Here is a 14,020-nt window from a genome sequence, read left to right as displayed (position 1 = left end):
GCCGTACGACTTCCGCTGAATCTTCGCGACCGAGGCCGTCGCCGGCGGACTGCCCGTCAATATCGCCGCTCGTTTGCTCGGCCATACCAACAGCGGCGAGCGACGCGGCCCGCAGAGGAATACCGCGCTCCCACGACCGACGAATGATGCGAGTTCCAGGACCACTTCCACACCCGCAAGCTGGAGCTCTACAAGGCCGCCAGGTCAGTCCCCCTCGGCCTGTTCCGCGGGCTCGCTGCGATGCGACGCTTACCCCGCCTGTGTCATGTCAGCAGCCGAGGTGGTGTGAGATGCAACCCGATCTTGGATCATTATGGACCGCGGCCGGAGTGATCTCCGGCTTCCAGGTCACCGGACTCGCCCTACGGATCAATAGGGAGATTGACGTTAGCGGCAAGGGCGACATTACGTGGCTTCCCCCCGCGGACATCCTCAACTTACTGTCGATCGCAGTAACGATGCTCGGGGTTTTCATTGCACCCGTCCTCGATATCGGCAGCGCAACTGTCCCGGTCAAGGCGTTCGGCCTGTCTGTCCTCTTGCTCGCGGGATACCCGTTCGCACTCGCGGGCCACTACGACATGTTCAACCCGCGAACGCACCGTTCATGGACATATTGTCCGAGGCAGGAGCGGATCGCCCTAGTCGTCGTTGGCGTCTCGACGGTCATCTATATCGCCCTTGCGGCACTCCGCTAACGGGCTCGTGGGCGTGTGGTGGGGAACACGACGCGCACAGCGATCATCAGCGAACTCGTGTGTCGAGTGGGACCGTTGTTGCATGAGCGACACCAGGCCAGGCCTGAGTCCCGGCCGCGTGCTTTACACCCTGACCGGCCTACGTGCACCCTGCCAGGCCGCGTTCTCCCTGCTGGGACACGTGGTTCGAGCATGGCGAGCGGGCCCGTCCACACCAAGGCGTCAGGTGTGGACGGGCCCGTTCAGGAGCCGGGCCGCGGGGGCGGTCAGACGGTGGTCTTCACCGGCTCCTGGTCTTCGTCGTCCTTGGTGCCCTCACCGGCGTTGCGGGCGCGGACGAACTCCAGGAAGGTGTTCAGCTCGCGCTTGACGACCGGGGCGAGGAGGTACAGGCCGATGATGTTGATGACGGCGAGCATGAAGAGCACCGCGTCGGCCATGCCGATCAGGGTTTCCAGCGTCAGCAGGGAGCCCGCGACCGCGAACAGTGTGTAGAGGACCTTGAAGGTCAGCTCGCTGCCCCTGCTGCGGCCGAAGAGGTACGTCCAGGCCTTGAGGCAGTAGTAGCCCCAAGTGAGCACGGTGGAGATGGCGAACAGCATCACCGCGACCGTGAGGATGTACGGGAACCAGGGCATTACGGTGGCGAAGGCGTCGGAGGTGATGGTGACACCGCCGATGGACCCACCGTTGCTCTCGCGGGCCTCGACCCAGCTGGCCGGATTGGCGATGACGATCGTCAGCGCGGTCATCGTGCAGATGATGACGGTGTCGATGAACGGCTCCAGCAGGGCGACCAGGCCCTCGCTGGCGGGGTGCTTGGTCTTGACCGCGGAGTGTGCGATCGGGGCGGAGCCGAGGCCGGCCTCGTTGGAGAAGGCGGCCCGCTGGAATCCGATGATCAGCGCGCCGAGAACACCGCCGGCGACACCTTGAGGGTTGAACGCACCCTCGATGATGCTGCCGATCGCGGCCGGAACCGCGGAGACGTGCACCAGGATGACGACCAGGCAGGCCGCGATGTAGATGCCGGCCATGGCGGGGACGAGCTTGCTGGTCACGTTGGCGATCGAGCGGATGCCTCCGAGCAGCACGATGCCGACGAGAGCGGCGATCAGGATGCCGAAGAACAGCGCACCGGCAGAGGAACCCATCAGGCCGCTCTCGCCGCCGGTCACGGAGACGAGCTGGGCGTAGGACTGGTTGACCTGGAAGAGGTTGCCGCCGAAGAGGCCGAAGAACAGGATCATGAAGGAGGCGAGGACTGCCAGGATCTTGCCGAGCGTCTTGCCGTTCTTGCCGAAGCGGTCGGCCAGGCCCTTGGGCAGGTAGTGCATCGGGCCACCGGAGACGGTGCCGTCGGCGTGCACCTCGCGGTACTTCACGCCCAAGGTGACTTCGACGAACTTGGTGGCCATGCCCAGCAGGCCGCAGAGGATCATCCAGAAGGTGGCACCCGGGCCACCGATGGAGACGGCGACGGCGACGCCGGCGATGTTGCCCAGACCCACCGTGCCGGAGACCGCCGCGGTCAGCGCCTGGAAGTGGTTGACCTCACCGGCCGACCCCTCCTCGTCGTACTTCCCGCGCACCACGTCGACGGCGAGTTTGAATTTCCTGACCTGCACCAGCCCGAACCAGGTGGTGAAGACCAGACCTGCGATGACGAGCCAGGCAACGATGAGGGGCAGCTCCGTACCGGCGACGGAGACGGAGTAGAAGACGACGTCCCCGAGCCAGGTGGCTATGGGCTCGAAGAAGCCGCTGACGGCCTCGTCGACGGAGGTGGTGATGGAGTCGAGTGACACGGTGACTACCTCGATGGCGCAGGGCCGGCGCCGGGGGTTGCGCCGGAAGATGTGCGGTCTGAGCGAACGCCGTTGTCCGATCGGCGACTCTGGGGTCACGTTCCGCGGACTCGGAACGTGAACATCCTGGTCGTACTGCCGGTGCGTGCCGGCCGCTCCGGGGGATGCGGCGAGGGTGACGCCACCTGCGGAGTTGGGCAGTTCTACCACGACCTTTACGCATTCTTTAGTGATGCAGATCACATCACCATGCGTAATATTCGAAACTCCCAGCGAACGAAACCAGACCGTTATTCAGATGGCCTGGTCCGTTCATCGGACACTCATTTCGGGATCACGTCGTGAGTCGCCATGTTCATCCCTCAGACGCTGCCGGGTTGGCGAGCGCGTGCCCGCGGCTCGGCGGCTCGGGTGATGGCCGTCTCGACGGAGGCGACGCGGTCGGCGAGGAGGGCAAGGGCGTCGACGGCGCGGACCAGCGGGTCGTCGGTCCCGCCGAGCCTGTGGGCGCGGACATCTGCGCTCTTGCTCTCGGTCCAGCGGTCGGTTGGCTCGGGGGTGAGGGCGCCGCGCAGTTCGGTGAGTTTCAGGAGGTTGGCCTCGGCGCCGGGGCGAGCGTCTGGACCTCTCCGATGTAGTAGTGGTCGTCGATGAGGGCAGCGACTTCGGCGTCGTTCATGACGAGGTCTGTCGTCTGCCCGGGCGGCGATCTTGCCCGCGGAGGCGATGTAAGCGGCGTTGACCGCGAGGACCGTGGCGCGTGCGCTGAGCAGGCGCCGGAGCACGGCGAGGACGTGCTCCGGATCGGCGGGGGCGTAGGGGTGGGAGAGCTTGCGGCCGCTAACCTCCGCAGCGCCACGCAGGGAGCCCGTGAGGCCCTCGTGGGCAAGGCAGATCCGTCAGTGACCGCCAGTGAGTTCGCCGCTGAGCCTTTCGTGGATCTGGGCGCTCGGCTGATTGAGGCCGATGATCTCGACGGTCTTGCCGCGATGGGCGTACTTGGTCTCGATCGCATCGAGCGCGGCGACCGAGGAGGCATCCCAAATGTGGGCAGCGGTCAGGTCGATGACGACCTTGTCCGCGTCGGTGGCGTAGTCGAACTGTCCGACGAGGTCGTTGGACGAGGCGAAGAAGAGCTCACCGGTCACGAAGTACACCACGGTGCTCGCCTCGGAGTCGGTGACCGCGGTGACGTTGGCGAGGTGGGCGACGCGCTTGGCGAAGATGACCATGGCGGTGATGGAGCCGACGACGACGCCGATGGCGAGGTTGTCGGTGGCGACCACGCAGGCCACCGTGATGACCATGACGGCGATCTCCCCGGTGGGCATCCGCTTCAGCGTCTTCGGGGCGATGGAGTGCCAGTCGAAGGTCGCGAAGGACACCATCACCATGACCGCGACCAAAGCCGCCATCGGGATGTCGGAGACGACCGGCCCGAAGACGATGCACAGCACCATCAGGAACGAGCCCGCCAGGAAGGTGGACAGACGGGTGCGGGCGCCGGACACCTTTACGTTGATCATGGTCTGGCCGATCATCGCGCAGCCGCCCATGCCGCCGAAGAAGCCGGTCACGATGTTGGCGATGCCCTGGCCGATCGACTCACGCGTCTTGGAGGAGTGCGTGTCGGTGATCTCGTCGACGAGCTTCGCCGTCATCAGCGACTCCATCAGACCCACCAGCGCCATCGCGAGCGCGTAGGGGGCGATGGTGGTCAGGGTGTCCATCGTGAACGGCACGTCCGGCAGACCCGGCACCGGGAGGGAGGAGGGCAGGTCGCCCTTGTCGCCGACCGTCGGCACCGCGATCCCCGCGGCGATCGTGATCACAGTCAGGATGACGATGGACACGAGCGGGGCCGGGATCACCGTGGTGATCTTCGGGAAGAACACCATGAGCGCCAAGCCGCCGATGATCAGCGGGTAGACGGGCCACGGCACGTCGTGCATCTCGGGCACCTGCGCCATGAAGATCAGGATGGCGAGGGCGTTGACGAAGCCGACCATTACGCTGCGGGGCACGAACCGCATCAGCTTCGCGACACCGAGCGCCCCGAGGAGGATCTGAATGACTCCGGCCAGGATGACCGCGGCGATCAGGTAGCCCAGCCCGTGTTCGCGGTTGAGCGGGGCGATCACCAGGGCGACGGCACCAGTCGCGGCGGAGATCATCGCACGGCGGCCGCCGACGATCGAGATGGTGACGGCCATGGTGAATGACGCGAACAGACCGATCGCCGGATCGACCCCGGCGATGATCGAGAACGAGATCGCCTCAGGGATGAGGGCGAGGGCCACGACGAGGCCGGCAAGCACCTCGGTGCGCCAGACCTTCGGGTCGGACAGCCAGTCGGGGCGCAGGCCGCGCAGCCGGGCGGCCGGGGACAGTGCGGACGTAGACAAGGAAGAGGTACCTGTCGTTCTCGGGCACGCCTGGCATGACCTGGGGCGTGCGGGAAGGCGCGGTAGCCGGGGCGGCCATCCGCCAAGCCCGTGTACGGCGGGCCGGAGTCAGAGGGCGCAGCGGCCACAGGTGACAGCTGTGGGGGGGCGCTGCTCAGAGACGAAGGATCACGGTGGGCAGGTGGTGGCGCTGAGCATCATGGGCATGCGCACGCTCTCTCTCCCGCAGCATTGGTCCTCGGCCGGGAGCGTCATCGGCCCCGACACCACTGTCGATCATGAGATCGATACATCCCCGTACCCGGAATCGGGGCGGCACCGGACCGGCCCCAGTCGATCACCTACTCCATCGTAACGTTACGGTAGAGATCAGCGCTGGCACCTGTGGCCCTGGCGACGGATGAGGAAAGGCACTCGCGTGAGCAGCGAGCACATGCAGATCGGTGAAGTCGCAGCACGGACCGGGCTGTCGCTGCGCACCATCCGGCACTACGAGGAGGCCGGCCTCGTCATCCCCTCGGCCCGTTCGCAGGGCGGCTTCCGCCTCTACACCGAGGCCGATGTGGGCCGCCTCATGGTGATCCGCCGCATGAAGCCGCTCGGCTTCACTCTGGACGAGATGCGGGATCTCCTGGACGCGACCGACCGCCTCGACTCCGGCGAAGAACTGCCGGCGGCTGAGCAGGAGGCGCTGCTCGAGCGCATTCGCGGCTACGAGCAGAGCTCGGCCGAGCAGGTGGAGAAACTGCGCACCCAACTGGCACGGGCCGAGGAGTTCGCCGCCACCCTGCGCGAACGCATCACACGCGTCGCCGCTCCCTGACCCGGGCCCCCGCACCACAGCGGCCTGCACCACCCTCGGCGGTGACGTGCCTGATCGCCCGGCCTGACCGGCTGTGCCTTCCCGGGCTCGACGCGGGGTACGCGAAGAGCCGGCCGCGGTGGGCGTGCAGGATCTCCATGGCCGCATCCGCATCCGCCGTGCGCTGACCGGCCAGGACACTGGTGCCGAGGCCGTGGCTGAGGGACAGCAGGTGCGCGGCCTCGCCCACCGCATGCCTGCGCCGGACCAACGTGGCCTCTCCCCGGGCCTGTTCCAGCACTCCGGTCAGCTGCCGTTCCAGGCGGTCGGGGCCGGGCCGGCGACGAAGGGTTGCGCGGCCAGTTCAGGGCCATGTGGCTGGCGTGCGCGGTGCAGTTCATGGTGGTGCTCGACGTGGCGGTGGCGGTGGCGGAGGCGAATGTCGCCCTGCCCTCGATCCAGTCAGCTCTGGGCTTTGATGCAGCGGGTCTGCGGTGCCTGCCGGGCGCGGTGCTCGCCACGCTCGGCGTCACCGCGCTCGTCCATGGCGCGACGCAGGCCAAGGAGCACGGCTGGAGCGCGGGCCGATGCCCCGGGCCGGACTCTTGCCGTCGGCGTCCTGACGCTGGCTGCGTTCGCGGTGAGCTGCCTTCGCGGTGACCGACGCGCGCTACGCGGTTGCTCGGCTTCGGTGTCGCCATGTCTGGTGCGGTGGTCGGCGGGCAAGGGCGACGTCTGTTCTCAGTGGCCGCCGGTGAGCTGGCCGGCGAGTTTGTCGTGCATCTCGGCGCTGGGCTTGTTCAGGCCGACGATGGTGACCTTCTTGCCGCGCTGGGCGTACTTGGTCTCGATGGCGTCCAGAGCAGCGACGGACGAGGCGTCCCAGATGTGGGCGTCGGTCAGGTCGATGACGACGTCATCGGGGTCGTCCCTGTAGTTGAACTGGGTGACCAGGTCGTTGGAGGAGGCGAAGAACAGCTCGCCGGTGACCGCGTAGACGACCTGGTTGCCGTCGGGGTCGACAACGCCCGTGACTTCGGCGAGGTGGGCGACGCGCTTGGCGAAGATCACCATGGCCACGATGCAGCCGACGACGACGCCGATGGCCAGGTTGTGGGTGGCCACCACGCAGGCGACGGTGACGGCCATGACGGTGGTCTCGCCGACCGGCATCCGCTTGAGGGTCTTGGGCTGGATGGAGTGCCAGTCGAAGGTGGCGAACGCGACCAGGATCATCACGGCGACGAGCGCCGCCTGGCCTCGCAGACGGCGGCGAATCGACCGCCCCGGGCGTATCGCAGCGGCCCCGCCCGAGTGGCCCGGGGCGGGACTCGTTGCGACTCCCCCGGCCGTTTCATGGCGCCGACCGCTCCGCCGGCCAGGTCCGGTCGGCTCGGCGGCCCCGACAGGTCCTCCACTCAACGGTGGTCGGAGCCGTCGTCCTCTTCGCCGCCCCAGCCGTCCCCTCGGCGGGCAGCCAGGCGCCCACCGCCGAGCCGCGGCTCGCTTATTCGTGCGCGGCCAGGAGGGGTTCAAGACGCACGCCGGGAAACTCACGTTCGAAGGAGTTGGCCTGCCAGCGGTCCGGGAACAGCGCGAGGTGGGCATTGTCCCGGAGCCTCGTGAGAGCTTCGCCCTGGACCAGCCGGGAGCGGTTGAGTGCCTCGGCACCGGCCGCGTCCGTGGCTCGCGCCAGGTGGTACGGGAGCGCCTCCAGGCGTACGGGAGCGGAGAACTCCCCCGCCATCCGCGCGGAGACGACGTCGAACTGCATCGGCCCGACCGCCGCGAGCACGGGCGCCTGCTCGCCGCGCACGTCGGAGGCCAGCACCTGCACCACGCCCTCCTCGTCCAGTTGGGCGATGCCGCGCCGGAACTGCTTGGAGCGGCCGATGTCCACCGGGCGAACGACCGCGAAGTGCTCGGGAGCGAACGTCGGCATCGGCGGGAACAGCGCGGGCTGCCCGGCGTAGAGGGTGTCGCCCACGCGCAGGGCGGCGGCGTTGACCACGCCGACGACGTCACCGGGGTAGGCGGTGTCGACCATGGAGCGGTCCTTGCCGAACACGCTGTGCGCGTATTTGGTGGCGAACGGCTTTCCCGAGGCGGCCCGGGTCACCGTCGCGCCGCGCTCGAAGATGCCGGAGCAGACCCGCAGGAACGCGATCCGGTCACGGTGGGAGGGGTCCATGTTGGCCTGCACCTTGAACACCAGGCCGGAGAACGGCGCGTCCACCGGGCGCGTGCCGCCGCCCTCCAGCTCACGCGGGCCCGGCGGCGGGGCGAGGTCCACGATCGCATCGAGCAGCAGGTGTACGCCGATGTTGGAGATCGCGGCGCCGAAGAAGACCGGCGTGGAGGCGCCTGCCAGGAACGAAGAGCGGTCGAACTCAGCCCCCTCCGCCTGCAGCAGCTGGAGTTCCTCGGTCGCCCGCTCCCAGTCGGTGCCCTCCTCGAAGGCAGCCTGCTCGGCGGGGACCGGCTCCTCGATCGCCTCGTCAGCCCCGCCCGGCGCGCGGGTGTAGCGCAGCATACGGCCGGGGTCGCGTACGTCGATCAGCCCGCGCAGGTACCCGGCGTCGCCGACCGGCCAGGTGACCGGGGTGGGCCGAATACGGAACTCGCGCTCGATCTCGTCCAGCAGTTCCAGGGCCTCCCGGCCGGGCCGGTCCCACTTGTTGACGAACGTGATGACCGGGATGCCGCGGTGCCGGCAGACGTCGAACAGCTTGCGGGTCTGCTCTTCCAGGCCCTTGGCGGCGTCTATGAGCATCACCGCGCAGTCGACGGCCGCAAGGACCCGGTAGGTGTCCTCAGAGAAGTCCGCGTGGCCCGGGGTGTCCAGAAGGTTCAGGACACAGCCGCGGTGGGCGAACTGCAGCACCGCCGATGTGACGGAGATCCCGCGGGCCTTCTCCATCTCCATCCAGTCCGACGCCACCCCTCGCCGCCCGGATTTGCCGTGCACCGCGCCCGCCGACGTGATCGCCTGCGCGTGCAGAGCCAGCGCCTCGGTCAGCGTGGACTTGCCCGCATCGGGATGGCTGATCACTGCGAACGTCCGTCGCCGCTGCGCGGCATCACCGGCCGCCCACTGTCCTGTGGTGCTCATCGGGCCACCTTCGCATCCGCCACCGGGGCGTCCAACAGCGGGGAGAGATGACCGTGCGGGGAGCGGGCGAATTCCTCCGCCGACGTCAGCTCCCGCCGCGGGTCTTCGCACCGCCGATCAGCCCCACGGCTCCGCCACCTCGCGTCTCCCACAGGGTATCCCGACTGCCCACAAACCTACCCTGACGTTAGAGTAGGCCGCAAACGCTGCGGCGAGGGCGGCCCCGCTCGGCGCCGTGCGCGCCCCAGCCCCTGGAGGAGAACAGCGTGAGCACCCCCGCCTTCCCGGATCTCAGCCGGTCCGACGCCGACACCATCGTCATCGGCACCCGGTACGCGGGCAGCCGGGAACAGCAACTGAGGATGGCCACCGCCGATGCGGGCGCATACGAACGTGGCCCTTGGATACGGGGGGTCGCCGCTCTGTCCTGGTTCCTCAGCACCGACGGCGAGACAGTGCTGACCTGCGCACAGTGGGCCGGAGCCGCCGCTCACGACGCGTACCTGCGGGGCAGTGGCTCTTCGGCGACGCCCGCCGGGCCGCCCCGCTACCGCCTGTACCGCAGCCTCGCCCAAGCCGACGAGGCCCGCACGCCCGGCTGCCTGGTCACCGCCGCCTTCGACGTCGACGGACCCGAGCGGCAGCGGCACTTCGTCGACGCCCTCACCGCCGCCCTGCCCGATGACGACGGCCACCCCGGGGCCATATCGGCCCATTTCCTTCTGAGCACCGACGGCACCCGTGTCCTGAACTACACCGAGTGGACCAGCGCCGAGGCCCACCAGCAGGCGGCCGACGCCGGAACCCACGACAAGGTTCACGAGATCTTCTCCAGCACACCCGGCATACGACTCACCCACGGCAAGCGGTACCACCTGCACCGTTCCCTGACTCGGCCGCCGGTCTGAGCAGAAGGCCCCGGAGTCAGCCCACAGAGAAAACCCCAGACCAACGAGAAGCAGAGAGATCGCCCGGGTCATGATTCAGTCATCTCGACTCTCCGGTAGCGTCACGGTATGAGCCATCCACACCCCGAGCTGAAGCCCGCCCCGCCACTGCCCCAAGGAGGGCTCCGCGTCGTCGCCCTGGGCGGCCTGGGCGAGATCGGCCGCAACATGACCGTCTTCGAACACGCCGGCAAGCTACTCATCGTCGACTGCGGCGTGCTGTTCCCCGAGGAGAACCAGCCCGGCGTCGACGTCATCCTTCCCGACTTCACTTCCATCCGGGACCGGCTCGACGACGTCGTGGCGCTGGTGCTCACGCACGGCCACGAAGACCACATCGGTGGCGTGCCCTACCTGCTGCGTGAACGGTCCGACATCCCCGTCGTCGGCTCGAAGCTGACACTGGCCTTCCTGGAGGCCAAGCTCAAGGAACACAACATCCGGCCGCGCACGGTGCGCGTGCGCGAGGGTGACCGGCGCGGATTCGGTCCCTTCGACTGCGAATTCGTGGCGGTCAACCACTCCATCCCCGACGGGCTCGCCGTCGCCATCCGAACGGGTGCCGGGATGGTGCTCCATACCGGTGACTTCAAGATGGACCAGTTCCCGCTGGACGACCGCATCACCGACCTGCGTGCCTTCGCCCGGCTCGGCGAAGAGGGCGTCGACCTGTTCCTCACCGACTCCACCAACGCCGAGGTGCCCGGCTTCACCACCTCCGAGCGCGACCTCAACCCCGCGATCGAGCAGGTCCTGCGCACCGCACCGCGCCGCGTCATCGTCTCCAGCTTCGCCAGTCACGTACACCGCATCCAGCAGGTCCTGGACGCCGCTCACCAGTACGGCCGCAAGGTCGCCTTCGTCGGCCGCTCCATGGTCCGCAACATGGGCATCGCCCGTGAGCTGGGCTACCTGAAGGTCCCATCGGGCCTGGTGGTGAGCATGAAGGAACTGGAGAAACTCCCCGACCATCGGATCACCCTGGTGTGCACGGGATCCCAGGGCGAGCCGATGGCCGCGCTGTCGCGGATGGCCAACCGCGACCACATGATCCGTATCGGCAAGGACGACACCGTCCTCCTCGCCAGTTCGCTGATCCCCGGCAACGAGACCGCGATCTACCGCGTGATCAACGGACTGACCCGGTGGGGCGCGAACGTCGTCCACAAGGGCAACGCCAAGGTCCACGTCTCCGGACACGCCAGCGCCGGCGAGCTCGTCTACTGCTACAACATCGTCCGGCCGCGCAACGTCATGCCCGTGCACGGCGAGTGGAAGCACCTCAAGGCCAACGCCGACCTGGCCGTCCGCACCGGCGTTCCCCGCGACCGGGTGGTCATCGCCGAGGACGGCGTCGTCGTCGACCTCGTCGACGGCCGCGCCTCCATCACCGGCAAGGTGCCCGCGGGCAACGTCTACGTGGACGGCATGACCGTCGGCGGCGCCACCGAAGCCTCCCTGAAGGACCGCCTCACCCTGGCCGAGGAAGGTGTCGTCACCGTCGTCGCCATCGTCGACGCGGACACCGGCGCCCTCGCCGAGGCCCCCGACTTCCTGGCCCGCGGCTTCGTCCACGACGAGACGACCTTCGAGTCCGTCATCCCGGTGATCGACAAGACTCTGGCCACCGCCGCCGAGGAAGGCGTAGGCGACGCCCACCAGCTCGAACAGCTCATCGCTCGTGCCGTGGCGAACTGGGCGTACCGCACACACCGCCGCAAGCCCCTGATCATCCCGGTCATCATCGACGCCTGACCAAGCGCCGGCCCAGCCGCCCAAGCTGCCCAGAGCTGCCCAGAAAGGTGAACGGATGAGCGTGCGTTTCGAGGAGATCGACTGGCGGCCGACACCGATGGGAGACATCAGCCTGCGACGGCGACGGGACCCGGCCTCGGGCGACGACGTGTACGAGGTGAAGCTCGGGGACGAGTTCTTGATGTCGAGCCTCTTCACGGCCGGCGAGATCGCGCTGACCCGGCTCGGCCTCGATCCCCTGCCGGACATCGAGCTGGACGTCGCGGTGGGCGGCCTCGGCCTCGGATACACCGCGCATGCCGCCCTTGACGACCGGCGGGTGCGCTCGCTGACCGTGATCGAGGCACTCGGCGAAGTGATCGAGTGGCATGAGCGCGGGTACGTACCGCTGGGCGCCGCCCTGTCGTCGGACCCCCGATGCCGCCTGGTCCAAGGCGACTTCTTCGCGATGGCAGGCGAGGGCAGCGGCGGCCTGGACCCTCAGGAGCCGGATCGCCGCTTCCACGCCATCCTGCTCGACGTGGACCACTCACCCCGCCATGTGCTGCATCCGACTCACGCAGCCCTCTACCGGCCAGAGGGGCTGCGCGCACTCGCCGGTCGGCTCCACCAGGGCGGCGTGTTCGCCCTGTGGTCGAACGACCCGCCGGACGAGGAGTTCAACGCCGTACTCGCCAAGGTGTTCTCGGAGGTGGAGAGCCACATCGTGGATTTCCCCAACCCACTGCAAGGCGGAACCGCCACCAACACCGTCTACGTGGCGCGCTAGACGACGAGTGCGGCCAGCCCGGGACATCCCGCCGCCGTCCGTTCGGGGGCCCTGGCCGACGCGGTACTCGCACCCACTCATGCACCAAGACGCACATCGGCGACTCCCGGCGACCACTGCCCCGGCGTCGCACGATCACCGGCAAGGGATGGCGGACGCGAACTGTGCCGCGTACAGGCGCGCGTAGACATCCCCGGCAGCGAGCAGCCTGCTGTGGGTGCGCAGAGCCCGTGCACAGCACGGAAAGGGCCCCGGCTGCCGGTCAGCGCGCCAGGCATCGCCCTCTGGCCTGTACCACCGGGCCCGGTGGACTCACGTACGGCCGCCGTCGGACACCGCTGCCGGAGCAGCCTGGGTCGGCGGGCGATGGTGTGTCCGCCGCCCATGGCTTCGCTTCGTACTCTCAGGAGACGATCAGGAGACGGGAACGATCCATGCTTCCTGGGCCACGCTGTCCCTGCCGCAGGGGGTGTAGGCGATGCGAGGAGCTTTGGTCGGGAAGGTCTTGCTGGAGGTGTTGAAGTAGACCTGGCCGGTCAGGATGTTGCGGCAGCGGACTTTGACGACATATTTGCCTGTGTCGCACTGTCCCGCGCCCAGCCAGACGCCGATTTCGTAGTCGTTCTCGGTCCAGGTGGTGCAGCCGGTGGGCCCTGGCGGGGCCGAAGGGATAGAAGCGACGGCGGGCACGGCTACCGCGCTTGCCAGGAGTGCTACGGCGACGGTGGTAGTCAGCGCACGGCTGAGGTAACGCACGGGACCTCCAGGGACATGTGGGCATCTTGGCCGGTGGGTAGCGTGCTGTGAGGCGTTCGCCGCGCTGAGACGCGGGGGTGAAATGGACCGTAGCCCGGGGCCAGGGACGTGGCCACGAGGGAACCGGTCATGCCGGAAGCGGTCATGGCCAGATCCCTCCGTGGGCTTGCCGGAGAGGTGACGCGTCCGCTAGGCAGAGCGCATGGCCCCTCTCAAGGCTCGACAGGTGGAGTCCGTGCTGCGTCGCGTCCGGGGTGACCAGGACGCGCTGAACTTCCTCGCCTTCTTGGCGGCGAACGAAGCCACCGTCCTGGCGCTCGGCCGGCACACAGACTCCCCGGACCCCCCTCCAGCGAGCCTCGGGGGAACCGGACGGCCGGGCCAGCCGGGGCTCGGCATCGTCCACGTCAACGACGAGGACGGCCCGGTGACGCCGTTCTTCACCCGCCGCTCCCGGCTCAGGGTCTTCCTGCGCGCGAACCCACAGTTGAAGTCCCTGCTGGTGGTGCCCGCCGAGGCAGGAGTCCTGTTTCGCGTGACCGTCGGCTCGGCACTCGTCGTCAATCCCAATTCCCGACTGGGTTTCACCGTGCCGGCGGGTGTTGTCGAGGGTGTCCTCGACACCCTGGACGGGGCCGCAACGCTGTTCCGCGCCGGCGTGCTGGAGCCCCAGCCCTCGCAGTTCGTCGCCTGGATCGGTGCGCGCCTTGAGCCGGTCCCCGGTGTCCGGGCCGCCTATCTGGGGTGGGTGTACACCGCGCCCGGGCCGCGGCGGAACGTACTCCTCGTGGTCGGCGGAGACCCAGCGAATGTCCTGGCCGCGTTCGGAGGCGAGGACGAACTCTCCCTGCCCGATGGACGGCAGTGCGTCATCCTCCCCAAACCCGACGAGCGGTCGAACTTCCTCTCCGACTGCGACCCGGTCTACACCGCGCGCCCCTGAACGCGTCCCCCGTAGCGTGTGGATG

Annotated in this window: 11 protein-coding genes and 1 pseudogene; 7 read left to right on the top strand and 5 right to left on the bottom strand. The window is 68.4% G+C overall.

The window, feature by feature from the left end:
- Positions 1 to 290: 290 nt before the first annotated feature.
- A complete protein-coding gene (locus ACZ6JY_RS32910) occupies positions 291 to 698 on the top strand; it encodes a hypothetical protein (RefSeq protein WP_469201832.1) in 408 nt (135 codons plus the stop codon).
- Positions 699 to 964: 266 nt separating this feature from the next.
- On the opposite strand, the gene ACZ6JY_RS32905 is transcribed toward ACZ6JY_RS32910, so the two are convergent.
- Together ACZ6JY_RS32905 and ACZ6JY_RS32900 are read right to left on the bottom strand one after the other, a co-directional pair.
- A complete protein-coding gene (locus ACZ6JY_RS32905; RefSeq protein ID WP_469201830.1) occupies positions 965 to 2,506 on the bottom strand; it encodes an alanine/glycine:cation symporter family protein in 1,542 nt (513 codons plus the stop codon).
- An 899-nt stretch (positions 2,507 to 3,405) separates the two neighbouring features.
- Positions 3,406 to 4,911, bottom strand: coding sequence for a SulP family inorganic anion transporter (locus tag ACZ6JY_RS32900; protein ID WP_469201828.1), 1,506 nt, complete (start codon positions 4,909 to 4,911; stop codon positions 3,406 to 3,408).
- A gap of 418 nt (positions 4,912 to 5,329) precedes the next feature.
- On the opposite strand from ACZ6JY_RS32900, the gene ACZ6JY_RS32895 reads away from it, so the two are divergent.
- Positions 5,330 to 5,734: a MerR family transcriptional regulator gene (locus ACZ6JY_RS32895; protein WP_469201826.1), complete on the top strand. Its 405-nt coding sequence runs from the start codon at positions 5,330 to 5,332 to the stop codon at positions 5,732 to 5,734.
- 378 nt (positions 5,735 to 6,112) lie between these two features.
- Positions 6,113 to 6,373 carry a hypothetical protein gene (locus ACZ6JY_RS32890; protein ID WP_469201824.1) on the top strand — a complete coding sequence of 87 codons (261 nt, stop codon included), beginning with the start codon at positions 6,113 to 6,115 and terminating at the stop codon, positions 6,371 to 6,373.
- Positions 6,374 to 6,454: 81 nt separating this feature from the next.
- Here ACZ6JY_RS32890 and ACZ6JY_RS32885 read toward each other — a convergent pair.
- A pseudogene (locus tag ACZ6JY_RS32885) lies at positions 6,455 to 6,967 on the bottom strand (STAS domain-containing protein); the annotation flags it as partial.
- A gap of 253 nt (positions 6,968 to 7,220) precedes the next feature.
- Positions 7,221 to 8,825, bottom strand: a complete 1,605-nt coding sequence (locus tag ACZ6JY_RS32880; protein ID WP_469201822.1) for a peptide chain release factor 3 — start codon at positions 8,823 to 8,825, stop codon at positions 7,221 to 7,223.
- 266 nt (positions 8,826 to 9,091) lie between these two features.
- Here ACZ6JY_RS32880 and ACZ6JY_RS32875 point away from each other — a divergent pair, with 266 nt between their 5' ends.
- From ACZ6JY_RS32875 to ACZ6JY_RS32865, 3 genes are all read left to right on the top strand, one after another.
- Complete coding sequence (locus tag ACZ6JY_RS32875) at positions 9,092 to 9,733, top strand: antibiotic biosynthesis monooxygenase family protein (protein ID WP_469201820.1); 642 nt, start codon at positions 9,092 to 9,094, stop codon at positions 9,731 to 9,733.
- A 108-nt stretch (positions 9,734 to 9,841) separates the two neighbouring features.
- Entirely contained in the window at positions 9,842 to 11,527 is a 1,686-nt protein-coding gene (locus ACZ6JY_RS32870; protein WP_469201818.1) for a ribonuclease J, read from the top strand.
- 55 nt (positions 11,528 to 11,582) lie between these two features.
- Complete coding sequence (locus ACZ6JY_RS32865; protein ID WP_469201817.1) at positions 11,583 to 12,296, top strand: polyamine aminopropyltransferase; 714 nt, start codon at positions 11,583 to 11,585, stop codon at positions 12,294 to 12,296.
- Between the two features lie 414 nt (positions 12,297 to 12,710).
- Here the strand turns inward: ACZ6JY_RS32865 and ACZ6JY_RS32860 are convergent, their stop codons facing one another.
- Positions 12,711 to 13,052 (bottom strand): hypothetical protein, encoded by a 342-nt coding sequence (locus ACZ6JY_RS32860; RefSeq protein ID WP_469201815.1) that lies wholly within the window; start codon positions 13,050 to 13,052, stop codon positions 12,711 to 12,713.
- 202 nt (positions 13,053 to 13,254) lie between these two features.
- Between ACZ6JY_RS32860 and ACZ6JY_RS32855 the strand changes: the two genes are divergently transcribed.
- Positions 13,255 to 13,995, top strand: a complete 741-nt coding sequence (locus tag ACZ6JY_RS32855) for an SseB family protein (RefSeq protein ID WP_469201813.1) — start codon at positions 13,255 to 13,257, stop codon at positions 13,993 to 13,995.
- Positions 13,996 to 14,020 lie beyond the last annotated feature (25 nt).

It is taken from the genome of Streptomyces sp. NPDC046335, from assembly GCF_055587985.1.
This window is presented reverse-complemented; position numbering and strand designations above follow the sequence as displayed.

What these genes read in the sequence shown, in the direction of transcription:
- ACZ6JY_RS32910 (WP_469201832.1), top strand. Translation starts at nt 291, where the DNA reads ATGCAACCCGATCTTGGATCATTATGGACCGCGGCCGGAGTGATCTCC.
- ACZ6JY_RS32890 (WP_469201824.1), top strand. Translation starts at nt 6,113, where the DNA reads ATGGTGGTGCTCGACGTGGCGGTGGCGGTGGCGGAGGCGAATGTCGCC.
- ACZ6JY_RS32880 (WP_469201822.1), bottom strand. Translation starts at nt 8,825, where the DNA reads ATGAGCACCACAGGACAGTGGGCGGCCGGTGATGCCGCGCAGCGGCGA.
- ACZ6JY_RS32870 (WP_469201818.1), top strand. Translation starts at nt 9,842, where the DNA reads ATGAGCCATCCACACCCCGAGCTGAAGCCCGCCCCGCCACTGCCCCAA.
- ACZ6JY_RS32865 (WP_469201817.1), top strand. Translation starts at nt 11,583, where the DNA reads ATGAGCGTGCGTTTCGAGGAGATCGACTGGCGGCCGACACCGATGGGA.
- ACZ6JY_RS32855 (WP_469201813.1), top strand. Translation starts at nt 13,255, where the DNA reads ATGGCCCCTCTCAAGGCTCGACAGGTGGAGTCCGTGCTGCGTCGCGTC.